Here is a 15,239-nt window from a genome sequence, read left to right on the forward strand (position 1 = left end):
AATGTGTTCGAGAGCGCCTCCCTTGCTGCAAAACATTCGTGTCGTCCTGGTCAATACCAGCCATCCGGGCAATATCGGCGGGACTGCGCGCGCCATGAAGAACATGGGCCTGTCGCGGCTGGTGCTGGTCGAGCCTCGTCTGTTCCCGCACCACGAGGCCGACGCCCGTGCTTCCGGTGCCGGTGACATCCTTGAAAAAGCGCAAGTCGTCGCCACCTTGGAAGATGCCCTGGTCGGCTGCAACCTGGTGCTCGGCACCAGCGCCCGCGACCGGCGGATTCCTTGGCCGCTGCTCGATCCCCGTGAATGCGGCGCGAAAGTGGTCGAGGAAGCCGGGCAGGGGGCGGAAATCGCCCTGGTGTTCGGTCGTGAAGATTCCGGCCTGACCAATGACGAGCTGCAGCGATGTCACTATCACGTGCACATCCCATCCGACCCTGAGTTCAGCTCGCTGAACCTGGGGGCGGCGGTGCAGGTGTTGAGCTATGAAGTGCGCATGTCCTGGCTGGCCGCGCAAGGCCAGCCAAGCAAGGTCGAGAAGGAAGAGGTGGCTTCGGTCAAAAGCGCCGAGCTGGCGACCATGGATGAGCTGGAGCGATTCTATGAACACCTGGAGCAGACCCTGGTGGCCATCGAATTCCTCGATCCGGAAAAGCCACGGCACTTGATGGCGCGCCTGCGCCGGTTGTACGGACGCAGCTCGGTCAGCCGGGCGGAAATGAATATTTTGCGTGGCATCCTCACGGAAACCCAGAAAGCGGCCCGTGGTGAGCTTCTAAAGCGGAAGGATTAATGATGTTTGAGCGTTTGCGTGAAGATATCCAGAGCGTATTCCATCGAGACCCGGCGGCGCGTAACGCTTTTGAAGTCCTGACGTGCTACCCGGGCATGCACGCCATCTGGATTCACCGTTTGTCGGCGATGTTGTGGCGTGCGGACCTTAAATGGCTGGCGCGGCTGGTGTCGAACTTCGGTCGCTGGTTGACCGGGATCGAGATTCATCCGGGGGCCAAGGTCGGTCGTCGTTTCTTCATCGACCATGGCATGGGTATCGTCATTGGTGAAACCGCCGAGATTGGCGACGACGTCACTATTTATCAGGGTGTGACCCTGGGTGGCACCAGCTGGAACAAAGGCAAGCGTCACCCGACTCTGGGTGATGGCGTAGTGGTCGGGGCGGGTGCGAAGGTGCTCGGTCCGTTCACTGTTGGAGCCGGCGCCAAGGTGGGCTCCAATGCCGTTGTGACCAAAGAGGTGCCGCCGGGCGCTACTGTGGTGGGTATTCCGGGGCGGATCATCGTCAAGCCGGACCAAGAGCTGGACGCCAAGCGCAAGGCCATGGCCGAGAAAATCGGCTTCGATGCCTATGGTGTGACTGAAGACATGCCAGACCCGGTGGCTCGTGCCATCAATCAGTTGCTTGACCACCTGCAAGCGGTCGACGGTCGCCTGGAGGGGATGTGCGGGGCGTTGAAGGATCTGGGCAGTAATTACTGTGCCAAGGATCTGCCTGAGCTGCGCGAAGAAGACTTTGCCTGTGTGAAAGACAAGGATCAGAGTCAGGCCAGCTAAACCGAGTTGATCTCTTCGCGAGCAGGCTCGCTCCCACAGGATTTGCATTGGCCTCTGTGGGAGCGAGCCTGCTCGCGAAGAACGATAACGCGCAATTGCTGGCTGTAACCGTCCAGCCTTTGCTATGATGCGGCCGCTCTTTTGCGGGTAAACCTGACTAAAGTACTAGGTCTTATAGTTGACTTAAATACTCGGGAATTGCATACTCGCCTCATTCCGATTTCCGTGGTAATTGTCCATGCGACTGACTACAAAAGGCCGATACGCCGTGACCGCCATGCTTGACCTGGCGTTGCACGCGCAGCACGGGCCCGTGTCCCTGGCCGATATCTCCGAGCGCCAAGGCATCTCCCTGTCCTACCTCGAACAGCTTTTCGCCAAGCTGCGCCGCAGCAACCTGGTGTCCAGTGTGCGTGGCCCGGGTGGTGGTTACCAACTGTCCCGCGACATGCAGGGCATTCAGGTCGCCCAGGTGATCGATGCGGTGAACGAATCGGTCGATGCCACCAAATGCCAGGGGCAGGGTGATTGCCATTCCGGCGACACTTGCCTGACTCACCACTTGTGGTGCGATCTGAGCCTGCAGATTCACGAATTTCTGAGCGGTATCAGCTTGGCTGACCTTGTGACTCGCCGTGAGGTGCAAGAAGTAGCCCAGCGTCAGGACCAGCGCCGTTGCAACAGCAAGGTGCCACGCCTGGACAAGATTGAAGCGTCCGCCGTCGAATGACAGCCAAAGAGCTAGCGGCACGCCAGCCAGCCTGATTTAGGAGATAGTCCATGAAATTGCCGATTTACCTTGATTACTCTGCGACCACCCCGGTTGATCCGCGTGTTGCGCAAAAAATGAGTGAATGCCTGCTGGTCGACGGAAACTTCGGTAACCCGGCGTCCCGTTCCCACGTGTTCGGCTGGAAAGCCGAAGAGTCCGTCGAAAACGCCCGTCGTCAGGTTGCCGACCTGGTCAACGCCGACCCGCGCGAAATCGTCTGGACCTCCGGTGCCACCGAATCCGACAACCTGGCAATCAAGGGTGCGGCGCATTTCTATGCCACCAAAGGCAAACACCTGATCACCACCAAGATTGAGCACAAGGCTGTCCTCGACACCATGCGCCAACTGGAGCGTGAAGGTTTCGAAGTGACTTACATCGAGCCTCGCACCGATGGTCTGGTCACTCCGGAGATGGTCGAAGCTGAACTGCGTGACGACACCATCCTGGTTTCGGTCATGCACGTGAACAACGAAATCGGCACCGTCAACGACATCGCGGCCATCGGCGAGCTGACCCGCGCCAGGGGCATCCTGTTCCACGTTGACGCCGCTCAGTCCACCGGCAAGGTCGACATCGACCTGCAGAAGCTGAAAGTCGACCTGATGTCGTTCTCGGCTCACAAGACCTACGGCCCTAAAGGTATCGGCGCACTGTACGTGAGCCGCAAGCCACGTGTTCGCATCGAAGCGACCATGCATGGCGGCGGTCACGAGCGCGGCATGCGTTCCGGCACCCTGGCGACCCACCAGATCGTCGGCATGGGTGAAGCCTTCCGCGTAGCCAAGGAAGACATGGCTGCCGAGAATGTGCGCATCAAGGCCCTGAGCGATCGTTTCTTCAAGCAGGTCGAGCACCTGGAAGAGTTGTACGTCAACGGCAGCCAGACCGCCCGCGTTCCGCACAACCTGAACCTGAGCTTCAACTACGTTGAGGGCGAGTCGCTGATCATGGCGCTCAAGGATCTGGCGGTATCGTCCGGTTCGGCCTGCACCTCGGCATCGCTTGAGCCTTCGTACGTACTGCGCGCCCTGGGCCGCAACGACGAACTGGCACACAGCTCGATCCGCTTCACCTTCGGCCGTTTCACCACCGAAGAAGAAATCGACTACGCCGCGCAGAAAGTCTGCGAGGCCGTAACCAAGCTGCGCGCTCTGTCGCCGCTGTGGGACATGTACAAAGACGGTGTCGATATCTCGAAGATCGAGTGGGCGGCACACTAACTATAGAAGCCGCCGGATACAGGTCCTGTAGCAACGCGGCGATAGACGCAGCGTAACTGCAGGGCCTCAAGAGCGGCCCTGATGAGTGAGGATTGAGAATCATGTCTTACAGCGAAAAGGTCATCGACCACTACGAAAACCCGCGCAACGTCGGCAAGATGGACGCGGAAGATCCTGATGTCGGCACCGGCATGGTCGGCGCTCCGGCGTGCGGCGACGTGATGCGCCTGCAGATCAAGGTCAACGACGCCGGCATCATCGAAGATGCCAAGTTCAAGACCTACGGCTGCGGTTCGGCTATCGCTTCCAGCTCCCTCGCCACCGAGTGGATGAAGGGCAAGACCCTGGACGAAGCAGAAACCATCAAGAACACTCAGCTGGCTGAAGAACTGGCCCTGCCGCCAGTGAAAATCCACTGCTCGGTACTTGCTGAAGACGCCATCAAGGCGGCTGTTCGCGATTACAAGCAGAAGAAAGGCTTGATCTGATTTTCGAGTTTTGGCGACGAGTAAGGAGTCACCGATGGCTATCAGCATGACAGAAGCGGCTGCTCGACACGTGCGGCGCTCCCTCGACGGGCGCGGCAAAGGTGAAGGGATTCGTCTGGGTGTTCGCACCACAGGCTGTTCCGGCCTTGCCTACGTGCTGGAGTTTGTCGACGAGGTGGTTGCAGAGGACCAGGTGTTCGAAAGTCACGGCGAAAAAGTGATCATCGACCCGAAAAGCCTGGCCTACCTGGACGGCACCGAGCTCGATTTCGTCAAGGAAGGGTTGAACGAAGGCTTCAAGTTCAACAACCCCAACGTACGCGGTGAATGTGGCTGCGGCGAAAGCTTCAACATCTGAGGCTTGTCGTGGGTACTCCTTGTCATTTCGCTTTATTCGAGCTGCAACCGGGTTTCAACCTGGATCTCGATCAGCTGGCTACGCGTTACCGTGAGTTGGCGCGCAGCGTTCACCCCGACCGCTTTGCTGACGCTTCCGAGCGCGAGCAGCGGTTGGCGCTGGAGCAATCCGCTAGCCTCAACGAGGCCTACCAGACGCTCAAGAGTCCGCCCAAGCGCGCGCGTTACCTGCTCGCCTTGAATGGTGGCGAGCTGCCGCTGGAGGTCACGGTGCATGATCCGGAGTTTCTTCTGCAGCAGATGGAGTTGCGCGAAGAGCTCGAAGACCTGCAAGACAGTGCCGATCTGGCAGGTGTTGCCGTGTTCAAGCGCCGCCTGAAAGTTGCCCAGGAAAAACTGAACGACAGTTTCGCAGCCTGTTGGAATGATGCAGCGCAACGTGAGCAGGCCGAACGCCTGATGCGACGCATGCAGTTTCTCGACAAGCTCACCCACGAAGTGCGCCAGTTAGAAGAGCGCCTCGACGATTAACCCAGTGCCGCTCCGGTCGCACGCCTGATATACAGATAAGTCCTGATAACGATGGCCCTACTGCAGATCGCCGAACCCGGCCAAAGTCCTCAACCGCACCAGCGTCGCCTGGCTGTGGGGATCGACTTGGGCACTACCAATTCGCTGGTCGCTGCGTTGCGCAGTGGACTTTCCGAGCCTCTGGCTGACGCAGAAGGGCGGGTCATCCTGCCGTCTGCCGTGCGCTACCACGCCGATCGCGTCGAGGTTGGCGAATCCGCCAAGCTGGCTGCCGCCACCGATCCCTTGAACACTGTGCTGTCGGTCAAGCGCTTGATGGGTCGCGGTCTGTCCGACGTCAAGCAGCTTGGTGATCAGTTGCCGTACCGCTTTGTCGGTGGCGAATCGCACATGCCGTTCATCGACACGATCCAGGGCCCGAAAAGCCCGGTCGAAGTCTCTGCCGATATCCTCAAGGTTCTGCGCCAGCGTGCCGAAGCCACCCTCGGTGGTGAGCTGGTGGGCGCGGTCATCACCGTTCCGGCCTATTTCGACGACGCCCAGCGTCAAGCCACCAAGGATGCGGCCAAGCTGGCCGGCCTGAATGTGCTGCGTTTGCTCAACGAGCCGACCGCAGCGGCGGTGGCTTACGGTCTGGATCAGCACGCCGAAGGCCTGGTCGCCATTTATGATCTGGGTGGCGGCACCTTCGATATTTCGATTCTGCGCCTGACCGGCGGTGTGTTCGAAGTCCTGGCTACCGGCGGCGACAGCGCCCTGGGCGGCGATGACTTCGACCACGCGATCGCTGGCTGGATTATCGAGGGCGCGGGCCTGTCCGCCGACCTCGATCCGGGCGTGCAGCGCAATCTGCTGCAAACCGCCTGTGCTGCCAAGGAAGCGCTGACCAATGCCGCGTCGGTTGAGGTCGCTTATGGCGCCTGGAAAGCCGAGCTGACCCGCGAAGCCTTCAATGCGCTGATCGAGCCGATGGTCGCTCGCAGCCTGAAAGCCTGCCGCCGTGCGGTGCGTGATTCCGGGATCGAACTGGAAGACGTGCACGCCGTGGTCATGGTCGGTGGTTCGACGCGCGTTCCTCGCGTTCGCGAAGCCGTCGCCGAAGCTTTCGGTCGCCAGCCGCTGACTGAAATCGACCCGGATCAAGTGGTGGCCATTGGTGCCGCGATCCAGGCCGATACCCTGGCCGGCAACAAGCGTGACGGCAGCGAACTGCTGTTGCTGGACGTGATTCCGCTGTCCCTGGGTCTGGAGACCATGGGCGGCCTGATGGAGAAGGTGATTCCGCGCAATACCACCATCCCTGTCGCCCGCGCCCAGGACTTCACCACTTATAAAGACGGCCAGTCGGCCATGGCCATCCACGTATTGCAGGGCGAGCGCGAGCTGATCAGCGACTGCCGCTCCCTTGCACGCTTCGAATTGCGCGGCATTCCGGCGATGGTGGCCGGTGCGGCGAAGATTCGTGTGACCTTCCAGGTCGATGCCGACGGTCTGCTGAGCGTTTCGGCCCGCGAACTGGGTTCGGGCGTCGAAGCAAGCATTCAGGTCAAGCCGTCCTACGGCCTGACCGACGGCGAAATCGCCAAAATGCTCAAGGACTCGTTCCAGCACGCCAATGACGACAAGGTTGCCCGCGTACTGCGCGAGCAGCAGGTCGACGCCCAGCGCCTGATCGAAGCGGTGCAGGCTGCGCTGGAGGCTGATGGCGAGCGTCTGCTCGACGCCGATGAGCGCATGGTCATCGAGCTGCAGGTGCAGGAACTGACCGAACTGATGAAAGGTACCGATGGTTACGCCATCGAGCTGCAGACCAAGCGTCTGTCGCAAGTGACCGACGCCTTTGCTGCCCGCCGCCTGGACTCGACGGTGAAAGCCGCGTTGGCGGGGCGCAACCTGAATGAGATTGAGGAATAACGATGCCGCAGGTCATTTTTCTGCCACACGAGAAGTTTTGTCCCGAAGGCATGGTTGTAGAGGCTGAGACCGGTACGTCTATCCTCGAGCTGGCCCATGAGCACCATATCGAGATGGAAAGTGCCTGTGGTGGCGTCTGTGCGTGCACCACTTGTCACTGCATCATCCGCGAAGGTTTCGACTCGCTGGAAGAGGCCGATGAGCTGGAAGAGGACTATCTTGACAAGGCTTGGGGGCTGGAAGCTCAGTCGCGCCTGGGCTGTCAGGCGAAGGTCGGTACCGAAGACCTGACCGTCGAAATTCCGAAGTATTCGCTCAACCACGCAGCCGAAGCACCGCACTGATTCAAGGAATTGTCATGAAACTCAAGTGGACTGATGTGCTGGAGATCGCGATCCAGCTGGCAGAAAGCAAGCCCGACGTGGACCCTATGTCGGTCAACTTCGTCGATCTGCGTCAATGGGTGATGGAACTGCCCGATTTCGACGACATGCCTGAGCATTGTGGCGAAAAGATCCTGGAGGCCATTCAGGCCCACTGGATCGAAGAACGCGACTGAGCCACGCCGCAGGTTAGGCAATACCCGAGAACCCGCGTATAATTCGCGGGTTTAATTTTTCGTAAATTACCGTTTCTGGAGTTACACCATGGCTGTTCAACGTACTTTCTCCATCATCAAGCCTGACGCCGTTGCTAAAAACGTGATCGGCGAGATCACCACCCGTTTCGAAAAAGCCGGCCTGCGCGTTGTAGCTTCGAAACTGAAGCAACTGTCCAAAGCCGAAGCCGAAGGTTTCTACGCTGAGCACAGCGCTCGTGGTTTCTTCAACGACCTGGTTGCTTTCATGATCTCCGGTCCGGTTGTCGTTCAGGTTCTGGAAGGCGAAAACGCTATCGCTCTGAACCGTGAGCTGATGGGCGCTACCAACCCTAAAGAAGCTGCTGCCGGCACCATCCGTGCTGACTTCGCTGACTCCATCGACGCCAACGCCGTACACGGTTCGGACTCCGAAGCCGCTGCCGCTCGCGAAATCTCGTACTTCTTCGCAGCTACTGAAGTAACCACTCGCTAAGCATTGGCTTAAGAGTGAAGGTGAATCCATGACTACATCGACTGTAAAAACTAACCTGCTGGGTCTGACTCAGCTGGAAATGGAAAAATTCTTCGACTCAATCGGGGAGAAGCGTTTCCGTGCCGGTCAGGTAATGAAATGGATTCACCACTTTGGTGTCGATGATTTCGATGCCATGACGAACGTCAGCAAGGCTTTGCGCGAAAAGCTCAAGGCTGTTGCTGAAATTCGTGGTCCGGAAGTGGTCAGCGAGGACATCTCCAGCGACGGCACCCGCAAGTGGGTGGTGCGCGTGGCGTCCGGCAGCTGCGTCGAGACCGTGTACATTCCCCAGGGCAAGCGCGGCACCTTGTGCGTTTCGTCCCAGGCAGGCTGTGCCCTGGATTGCAGTTTCTGCTCCACCGGCAAGCAAGGCTTCAACAGCAACCTCACCGCCGCCGAAGTCATCGGCCAGGTGTGGATTGCCAACAAATCCTTTGGCAGCGTCCCGGCAACCGTCGACCGTGCCATCACCAACGTGGTGATGATGGGCATGGGTGAGCCGCTGCTGAATTTCGACAACGTCGTCGCGGCCATGCATCTGATGATGGACGACCTGGGCTACGGCATTTCCAAGCGCCGTGTGACCCTGTCGACCTCCGGCGTGGTGCCGATGATCGATGAGCTCTCCAAGCACATCGACGTCTCCCTGGCGTTGTCCCTGCACGCACCGAATGACGCATTGCGTAACCAATTGGTGCCGATCAACAAGAAGTATCCGCTTAAGATGCTGCTCGAGTCGTGCCAGCGCTACATGTCGTCCCTGGGCGAAAAGCGTGTGCTGACCATCGAGTACACCTTGCTCAAGGACGTCAATGACAAGGTCGAGCATGCCGTGGAAATGATCGAGCTGCTCAAGAACATCCCGTGCAAGATCAACCTGATCCCGTTCAACCCGTTCCCGCATTCCGGGTACGAGCGTCCGAGCAACAACGCCATTCGTCGTTTCCAGGATCAGCTTCATCATGCCGGTTTCAACGTCACCGTCCGCACCACCCGTGGTGAAGACATCGACGCGGCCTGTGGTCAATTGGTAGGGCAGGTGCTGGATCGCACCCGTCGCAGCGAACGTTATATCGCCGTGCGTGAATTGAGCGCCGACAGCGATGTTGCTTCGGGCGCTGCGAACAACAACTAAGAGAGGATCTCTATGTCCCTGCGCTTTGCGCTGCTTTTGCTGTTGGCCAGCCTGTGTGCTGGCTGTGTGCTTTCGGGTGACTACAACCCGATGAAGACCAGCAAGGGCCGTGATGAAGCGCGTGAGGCTTATGTGCAACTTGGTATCGGGTATTTGCAACAAGGCATGACCGAGCGCGCCAAGGTCCCGCTGAAAAAGGCCCTGGAACTGGATGGCTCTGATCCGGATGCCAACGCGGCGCTGGGGCTGGTGTTCCAGGCGGAAATGGAGCCGGAACTGGCCGACGAGCATTTTCGCAAGGCACTGTCTTCCCGTCCCGCCGATGCACGCATCCTCAATAATTACGGCAGTTTTCTGTTCGAGCAGAAGCGTTTCAAGGAAGCCTACGAGCGCTTTGAACAAGCCGCCGCCGATACCCTGTATCCTGAACGTTCACGGGTATTCGAAAACCTTGGCATGACCGCTTCAGTGCTGGGAGAGCGTGAGCTGGCCCGGCAGCAACTGGAAAAAGCCCTGCGCCTGAACCGCCAACAACCTCGTGCATTGCTGGAAATGGCTGAGTTGTCTTACGAAGACAGGCATTATGTGCCCGCGCGTGACTTCTATGATCGTTTTAGCCTGCTTGCAGAGCAAAATGCACGTAGTCTATTGCTCGGCGTTCGGCTGGCAAAAGTGTTTGATGATCGCGACAAGGCCGCAAGTAAAGGCCTGCAACTAAAACGACTCTATCCCGGTACACCGGAATATCAGCAATACCTGTCGGAGCAATGATGAAAGCGGCGCATCCCGAAGTTGTAGCAGCGAATCGCGTTAACCCCGGTGAGACTTTGCGCCAGGCTCGCGAAAGCAATGGCTGGTCGCTGGCCGAAGTGGCCCTCAAGCTCAACCTCACCACCACTTCCCTGAGCAATCTGGAAGCCGGCGCTTTCGACAAGCTGCCTGGGCATACCTTTGCCCGTGGTTATGTTCGTGCCTACGCCAAGTTGCTCGGCATGGACCAGGCCGTTCTGGTCCAGCAGTTCGATCAATCCACCGGTAGCGATTCCCAGGGCAGCAATGTTCACAGCCTGGGTCGTATCGAAGAACCGGTCCGGGTTTCCCACACCATTTTGCGAATTGTCAGCCTGCTGTTGCTGATCGCGGTGATCGGTGGCGGTTTTGTCTGGTGGCAGGACCAGACGTCGATGCGCACCAAGGACCTGATCGGTCTGGCACCGGAGCACGTTGAAGTCGAAGGCGCCGACGGTACGACACAGATTCATCCGCTGGACGAGCCGGAAGACCAGGCCGTCGCGGAAGGCCAGACCGAAGGCGGAACCGCCCTCGCGCTGCCTCAGGCCGACGCTCCGGCTGAAGCACCGGTGGAGGCTCAGGCGACTGCGCCAGCCACCCCGGCAGCGCCAGTCACACCAGCGGCACCCGCCCACAATTCGGCGCCAGTGACCCCGGCAACTCCGGCCCCGGCTGCACCTGCCGCCCCGGCCCCGGCGGTGACCGCACCGGCAGCTCCTGCCGCTCCGGCTCCTGCTGCAGCGGTAACCGCGCCGGTAACCGGTCAAGGCCAGGTTCAGGTGCAGTTCACCGCCGATTGCTGGACACAAGTGACCGACGGTAGCGGCAAGGTGCTGTTCAGCGGTCTCAAACGCAAAGGCGACAGCCTGGCAGTCAATGGCAAGCCACCGTTTACCGTACGTCTGGGCTTTGCCCGCGGCGCTCAGGTCAGCTTCAACGGCCAGCCGGTTGATGTCGCTCCGTTCACCAGTGGCGAGACTGCTCGCCTGAAGTTGGGTCAATAAGTCATGCACGGCGAATCTCCAATCAAACGTCGCGAATCTCGCAAGATCTGGGTCGGTAATGTGCCTGTTGGCGGCGATGCGCCTATCGCTGTGCAGAGCATGACCAACAGCGACACCAACGATGTCGCGGCCACTGTCGCGCAAATCAACCGCCTTGAAGCGGCCGGCGTCGATATCGTGCGGGTTTCCGTACCGGACATGGACGCCGCCGAAGCCTTCGGCAAGATCAAGCAGCTGGTCAAGGTCCCCCTGGTTGCCGACATCCACTTCGACTACCGGATCGCGTTGCGCGTAGCCGAACTGGGTGTCGATTGCCTGCGAATCAACCCGGGCAACATCGGCCGTGAAGACCGCGTGCGCGCAGTGGTCGATGCCGCCCGTGACCGCGGGATCCCGATCCGTATCGGTGTGAACGCCGGTTCCCTGGAAAAAGACCTGCAAAAGAAATACGGCGAGCCGACCCCGGCGGCGCTGGTCGAGTCTGCCTTGCGTCACGTCGAGCACCTTGAGCGCCTGAACTTCCAGGACTTCAAGGTCAGCGTGAAAGCGTCCGACGTGTTCATGGCCGTTGAAGCCTACCGCCTGCTGGCCAAGGAAATCGTCCAGCCGCTGCACCTGGGTATCACTGAAGCCGGCGGTTTGCGTTCAGGCACGGTGAAATCCGCCGTGGGCCTCGGTATGCTGCTCGCCGAAGGGATTGGCGATACTATTCGCATCTCGTTGGCGGCCGACCCGGTCGAGGAAGTGAAAGTCGGCTACGACATTCTCAAGTCCCTGCACCTGCGTTCCCGTGGCATCAACTTCATCGCCTGCCCGAGCTGCTCGCGGCAGAACTTCGATGTGGTCAAGACCATGAACGAGCTGGAAGGGCGCCTCGAAGATTTGCTGGTGCCGCTGGATGTCGCGGTGATCGGTTGCGTGGTCAACGGCCCGGGTGAAGCCAAGGAAGCCCATATCGGCTTGACCGGCGGCACGCCGAACCTGATTTACATCGACGGCAAGCCGTCGCAGAAACTGACGAACGACAATCTGGTGGATGAGCTTGAACGCTTGATCCGCCAGAAAGCGGCCGAGAAGGTCGAAGCCGACGCCGCAGTCATTGCGCGCGGCTGAGTCCGACTAACGAGCCGAACGAATTTAAGGATTTAAAGTGAGCAAGTCTCTGCAAGCCATTCGTGGCATGAACGACATCCTGCCCGAACAGACTCCCCTTTGGCGTCATTTCGAGGGCACCGTTTCGCGCCTGCTGGATAACTACGGTTACAAGCAGATCCGCATGCCGATCGTCGAGTTCACCGAACTGTTCAAGCGTTCCATCGGTGAAGTGACCGACATCGTCGAAAAAGAGATGTACACCTTCGACGACCGCAACGGCGACTCCCTGACCCTGCGCCCGGAAGGCACAGCGGCTTGTGTGCGCGCGGTGCTGGAGCACGGCATCACCGGCGGTGGCCAGGTTCAGAAACTCTGGTACATCGGCCCGATGTTCCGCCACGAGCGTCCGCAGAAAGGCCGTTATCGCCAGTTCCACCAGATTGGCGTGGAAGTGTTCAACCTCGACGGTCCGGACATCGACGCCGAGCTGATCGTGCTGACCTGGCGCCTGTGGGGCGAACTGGGCATCCGCGATGCGGTGAAGCTCGAGCTCAACAGCCTGGGTACCAGCGAGTCCCGTGGCCGTTATCGTGAAGCGCTGGTCGAGTACCTCTCGGCGCACATGGACAAGCTCGACGAAGACAGCCAGCGTCGCCTGAAAACCAACCCGCTGCGGGTTCTTGATACCAAGAACGCCGATACCCAGGCGGTATTGGTCGATGCGCCGAAAATGGCCGACTACCTCGACGAAGAATCCCGCGTGCATTTCGAGGGTCTCAAGGCTCGCCTGGACGCCGCCGGCATTCCTTACGTGATCAACCCGAAGCTGGTTCGCGGGCTGGATTACTACAGCAAGACCGTTTTCGAATGGGTCACCGACAAACTCGGCGCCCAGGGCACCGTCTGCGCTGGCGGCCGTTACGACGGTCTGGTGGAGCAGATGGGCGGCAAGCCGACCGCCGGCGTTGGTTTTGCCATGGGCATCGAACGCCTGGTGCTGTTGCTGGAAACCCTGGAGCAGATCCCGCAAGAGATCTCCCGTCAGGTCGACGTCTACCTTTGCGCCTTCGGTGAAGCCGCCGAACTCGCCGGCCTGACCCTGGCGGAGCGCGTTCGTGATCAGTTGCCCAACCTGCGCCTGCAAGTGAATGCCGGCGCCGGCAGTTTCAAAAGCCAGTTCAAGAAAGCCGACAAGAGCGGCGCACTGTATGCGCTGATCCTCGGTGACGACGAAATGGCCCAGCAAGTGGTAGGTTTCAAACCCCTGCGTGGCCAGGGCGAACAACAAAGCATTGCCTGGGATGCGCTTGCAGCACACCTGGCCACCTGCGTCGTGCAGGGTTGAAGCTGTCTAAACAGCCGAATTAGCGATTAAGGAGTATTGGGGTGTCGAGTACCGAAGACGAACATGTGGCGGAATTGAAGGAATGGTGGTCTCGCAACGGTAAGCCCCTGGTTACTGGCGGCCTGTTTGCGCTGGTCATCGTGTTCGGCTGGCAGGCGTTCCACAAGTATCAGAGCAATCAGTCGCAAGGCGCCTCGATTCTCTACCAGCAATTGCTCGAAACCACGCTGACGCCTGATGGCAAGCCTGATGCGGCCCGTGTTTCGGACCTGGCCGGCAAGCTCAACAGCGAGTACGGCGGTAGTGCCTATGCGCAGTACGGCAGTCTGTTCGTCGCCAAAGTGGCGGTCGACAGCGGCAAGCTGGACGACGCGGCCAGCGAGCTGAAAGCCATCGTCGACAAGCCGGCCAACCCGGCGCTGGGCGAAATCGCCCGTCAGCGTCTGGCCCAGGTACTCGGTGCGCAGAACAAGGCCGACGAAGCGCTGAAATTGCTTGAAGGCGATGCCGACAAGGCATTCCTGGCCACGCGTGAAGAGCTCAAGGGCGACCTGCTGGTGCAGTTGGGTCGTACCGATGAGGCGAGCGCGGCGTATCAAAAAGCCAAGGCGGCACTGTCGGATGAAGCGGCGGTCGGTGGCCTGCAAATCAAGCTGGACGACCTGGCCAAAGGGGATGCGTGACGTGATTCGTTGGAAGCATGCAGCATTGCTGGCTCTGGCCTTGATGGCCGCGGGTTGCAGCAGCAACAGCAAAAAAGAACTGCCTCCGGCCGAACTGGTCGACTTCAAGGAAGAAGTGGTTCTGCACAAGCAGTGGAGTCGTTCGATCGGTGACGGTCAGGGCGAAACCTACAACATGCTGGTTCCGGCCATCGATGGCGATACCATCTATGCCGCCGACGTTACTGGTGTGTTGATGGCGATGGACCGCAACACGGGCGACGTCAAATGGAAGAAAGATCTTGAGCTGCCTGTCTCCGGTGCCGTTGGCGTAGCTTACGGTCTGGTCACCATCGGTACGCTCAAGGGTGAAATCGTTGCCCTGGACGCGATCAACGGTGAAGAAAAGTGGCGCGCTCGCGTGTCCAGCGAAGTACTGGCGCCGCCAGCCAACAACGGTGACGTTGTGGTGGTGCAGACTCAGGACGATCGTCTGATCGGCCTGGATGCTTCCACCGGCAACCGTCGCTGGATCTATGACAGCACCCCGGCGGTACTGACCCTGCGGGGCACCAGTGCGCCGATCGTGACCAACCGCCTCGCGGTGGCTGGCCTGTCGACCGGTAAAGTGGTTGCCGTGAATATCTCCAACGGCGTACCGGTGTGGGAACAGCGCGTAGCGATCCCGCAAGGTCGTTCGGAGCTGGAGCGCGTGGTCGATATCGACGGTGGCTTGCTGCTGTCGGGCGAGACACTGTACGTCGCCAGCTATCAGGGGCGCGTTGCCGCCCTGGACCTGCAAAGCGGCCGTCAGCTCTGGCAGCGTGATGCTTCCAGCTACGCCGGTGTCGCCCAGGGTTTCGGCACCGTTTACGTGAGCCTGTCTTCGGGTACCGTTGAAGGCGTCGACGAGCGTTCCACCACAGCCTTGTGGAGCAACGACTCGCTGGCCCGTCGTCAACTGTCGGCCCCGGAAGTGTTCTCCAGCTACGTTGCAGTCGGTGACCTGGAAGGTTACCTGCACCTGCTGAGTCAGGTGGACGGTCGTTTCGTCGGCCGCGAGCGCATCGACAGCGACGGCCTGCGTGCCCGTCCGCTGGTGATGGGTGACACGATTTATGTGTATGGCAACAGCGGCAAACTGGAAGCCCTGACCATCAAGTAAGAACTATGCTTGGGGTTAACCACCCCAGGCTGCTTCACTTGCGGGTATGAATGTGGGAGCGAGCCTGCT

Annotated in this window: 18 protein-coding genes; all 18 read left to right on the forward strand. The window is 59.8% G+C overall.

Features of this window, described 5'->3' with window-relative positions:
• Positions 1–22 precede the first annotated feature (22 nt).
• A complete protein-coding gene (gene trmJ / locus ACEN8E_RS04385) occupies positions 23–793 on the forward strand; it encodes a tRNA (cytosine(32)/uridine(32)-2'-O)-methyltransferase TrmJ (protein ID WP_429366098.1) in 771 nt (256 codons plus the stop codon).
• 2 nt (positions 794–795) lie between these two features.
• Entirely contained in the window at positions 796–1,572 is a 777-nt protein-coding gene (cysE, locus tag ACEN8E_RS04390; RefSeq protein WP_046820397.1) for a serine O-acetyltransferase, read from the forward strand.
• A gap of 238 nt (positions 1,573–1,810) precedes the next feature.
• Positions 1,811–2,302 (forward strand): Fe-S cluster assembly transcriptional regulator IscR, encoded by a 492-nt coding sequence (gene iscR / locus ACEN8E_RS04395; RefSeq protein ID WP_007982741.1) that lies wholly within the window; start codon positions 1,811–1,813, stop codon positions 2,300–2,302.
• A 50-nt stretch (positions 2,303–2,352) separates the two neighbouring features.
• Positions 2,353–3,567 (forward strand): IscS subfamily cysteine desulfurase, encoded by a 1,215-nt coding sequence (locus tag ACEN8E_RS04400; protein WP_495591583.1) that lies wholly within the window; start codon positions 2,353–2,355, stop codon positions 3,565–3,567.
• A 101-nt stretch (positions 3,568–3,668) separates the two neighbouring features.
• Positions 3,669–4,055, forward strand: a complete 387-nt coding sequence (iscU, locus tag ACEN8E_RS04405) for a Fe-S cluster assembly scaffold IscU (protein WP_007982746.1) — start codon at positions 3,669–3,671, stop codon at positions 4,053–4,055.
• Positions 4,056–4,089: 34 nt separating this feature from the next.
• The gene (gene iscA, locus ACEN8E_RS04410; protein WP_003227904.1) at positions 4,090–4,413 is read left to right on the forward strand and encodes an iron-sulfur cluster assembly protein IscA; all 324 of its coding nucleotides are present in this window, start codon (positions 4,090–4,092) and stop codon (positions 4,411–4,413) included.
• An 8-nt stretch (positions 4,414–4,421) separates the two neighbouring features.
• Positions 4,422–4,943, forward strand: coding sequence for a co-chaperone HscB (gene hscB, locus ACEN8E_RS04415; RefSeq protein ID WP_495591584.1), 522 nt, complete (start codon positions 4,422–4,424; stop codon positions 4,941–4,943).
• Between the two features lie 51 nt (positions 4,944–4,994).
• Positions 4,995–6,857 carry a Fe-S protein assembly chaperone HscA gene (gene hscA, locus ACEN8E_RS04420; RefSeq protein ID WP_495591585.1) on the forward strand — a complete coding sequence of 621 codons (1,863 nt, stop codon included), beginning with the start codon at positions 4,995–4,997 and terminating at the stop codon, positions 6,855–6,857.
• A gap of 2 nt (positions 6,858–6,859) precedes the next feature.
• Positions 6,860–7,201, forward strand: coding sequence for an ISC system 2Fe-2S type ferredoxin (fdx, locus tag ACEN8E_RS04425; RefSeq protein ID WP_085715824.1), 342 nt, complete (start codon positions 6,860–6,862; stop codon positions 7,199–7,201).
• 14 nt (positions 7,202–7,215) lie between these two features.
• A complete protein-coding gene (iscX, locus tag ACEN8E_RS04430; protein ID WP_413420839.1) occupies positions 7,216–7,416 on the forward strand; it encodes a Fe-S cluster assembly protein IscX in 201 nt (66 codons plus the stop codon).
• An 88-nt stretch (positions 7,417–7,504) separates the two neighbouring features.
• A complete protein-coding gene (gene ndk, locus ACEN8E_RS04435; protein WP_007903599.1) occupies positions 7,505–7,930 on the forward strand; it encodes a nucleoside-diphosphate kinase in 426 nt (141 codons plus the stop codon).
• 28 nt (positions 7,931–7,958) lie between these two features.
• Positions 7,959–9,107 (forward strand): dual-specificity RNA methyltransferase RlmN, encoded by a 1,149-nt coding sequence (gene rlmN, locus ACEN8E_RS04440; protein ID WP_495591586.1) that lies wholly within the window; start codon positions 7,959–7,961, stop codon positions 9,105–9,107.
• A 12-nt stretch (positions 9,108–9,119) separates the two neighbouring features.
• Positions 9,120–9,878, forward strand: coding sequence for a type IV pilus biogenesis/stability protein PilW (gene pilW, locus ACEN8E_RS04445; RefSeq protein ID WP_495591587.1), 759 nt, complete (start codon positions 9,120–9,122; stop codon positions 9,876–9,878).
• Entirely contained in the window at positions 9,878–10,903 is a 1,026-nt protein-coding gene (locus ACEN8E_RS04450; protein ID WP_495591588.1) for a RodZ domain-containing protein, read from the forward strand. The genes pilW and ACEN8E_RS04450 overlap by 1 nt, the downstream gene beginning before the upstream one ends.
• Positions 10,904–10,906: 3 nt before the next feature.
• Positions 10,907–12,016, forward strand: a complete 1,110-nt coding sequence (gene ispG / locus ACEN8E_RS04455; protein ID WP_003185136.1) for a flavodoxin-dependent (E)-4-hydroxy-3-methylbut-2-enyl-diphosphate synthase — start codon at positions 10,907–10,909, stop codon at positions 12,014–12,016.
• 37 nt (positions 12,017–12,053) lie between these two features.
• Entirely contained in the window at positions 12,054–13,343 is a 1,290-nt protein-coding gene (gene hisS / locus ACEN8E_RS04460; RefSeq protein WP_413420832.1) for a histidine--tRNA ligase, read from the forward strand.
• A gap of 41 nt (positions 13,344–13,384) precedes the next feature.
• Positions 13,385–14,026 carry a YfgM family protein gene (locus tag ACEN8E_RS04465; RefSeq protein WP_085715819.1) on the forward strand — a complete coding sequence of 214 codons (642 nt, stop codon included), beginning with the start codon at positions 13,385–13,387 and terminating at the stop codon, positions 14,024–14,026.
• Positions 14,019–15,170: an outer membrane protein assembly factor BamB gene (gene bamB, locus ACEN8E_RS04470; protein WP_495591589.1), complete on the forward strand. Its 1,152-nt coding sequence runs from the start codon at positions 14,019–14,021 to the stop codon at positions 15,168–15,170. Before ACEN8E_RS04465 ends, bamB begins: the two co-directional genes overlap by 8 nt.
• Positions 15,171–15,239: the final 69 nt, after the last annotated feature.

Source organism: Pseudomonas sp. Pseusp9 (assembly GCF_059491265.1).

Bases quoted from the DNA above. Each gene is read 5' to 3' on its own strand.
- cysE (WP_046820397.1), top strand. From the start codon at position 796: ATGTTTGAGCGTTTGCGTGAAGATATCCAGAGCGTATTCCATCGAGAC.
- iscR (WP_007982741.1), top strand. From the start codon at position 1,811: ATGCGACTGACTACAAAAGGCCGATACGCCGTGACCGCCATGCTTGAC.
- ACEN8E_RS04400 (WP_495591583.1), top strand. From the start codon at position 2,353: ATGAAATTGCCGATTTACCTTGATTACTCTGCGACCACCCCGGTTGAT.
- iscU (WP_007982746.1), top strand. From the start codon at position 3,669: ATGTCTTACAGCGAAAAGGTCATCGACCACTACGAAAACCCGCGCAAC.
- iscA (WP_003227904.1), top strand. From the start codon at position 4,090: ATGGCTATCAGCATGACAGAAGCGGCTGCTCGACACGTGCGGCGCTCC.
- hscA (WP_495591585.1), top strand. From the start codon at position 4,995: ATGGCCCTACTGCAGATCGCCGAACCCGGCCAAAGTCCTCAACCGCAC.
- fdx (WP_085715824.1), top strand. From the start codon at position 6,860: ATGCCGCAGGTCATTTTTCTGCCACACGAGAAGTTTTGTCCCGAAGGC.
- iscX (WP_413420839.1), top strand. From the start codon at position 7,216: ATGAAACTCAAGTGGACTGATGTGCTGGAGATCGCGATCCAGCTGGCA.
- ndk (WP_007903599.1), top strand. From the start codon at position 7,505: ATGGCTGTTCAACGTACTTTCTCCATCATCAAGCCTGACGCCGTTGCT.
- rlmN (WP_495591586.1), top strand. From the start codon at position 7,959: ATGACTACATCGACTGTAAAAACTAACCTGCTGGGTCTGACTCAGCTG.
- pilW (WP_495591587.1), top strand. From the start codon at position 9,120: ATGTCCCTGCGCTTTGCGCTGCTTTTGCTGTTGGCCAGCCTGTGTGCT.
- ACEN8E_RS04450 (WP_495591588.1), top strand. From the start codon at position 9,878: ATGAAAGCGGCGCATCCCGAAGTTGTAGCAGCGAATCGCGTTAACCCC.
- ispG (WP_003185136.1), top strand. From the start codon at position 10,907: ATGCACGGCGAATCTCCAATCAAACGTCGCGAATCTCGCAAGATCTGG.
- bamB (WP_495591589.1), top strand. From the start codon at position 14,019: ATGCGTGACGTGATTCGTTGGAAGCATGCAGCATTGCTGGCTCTGGCC.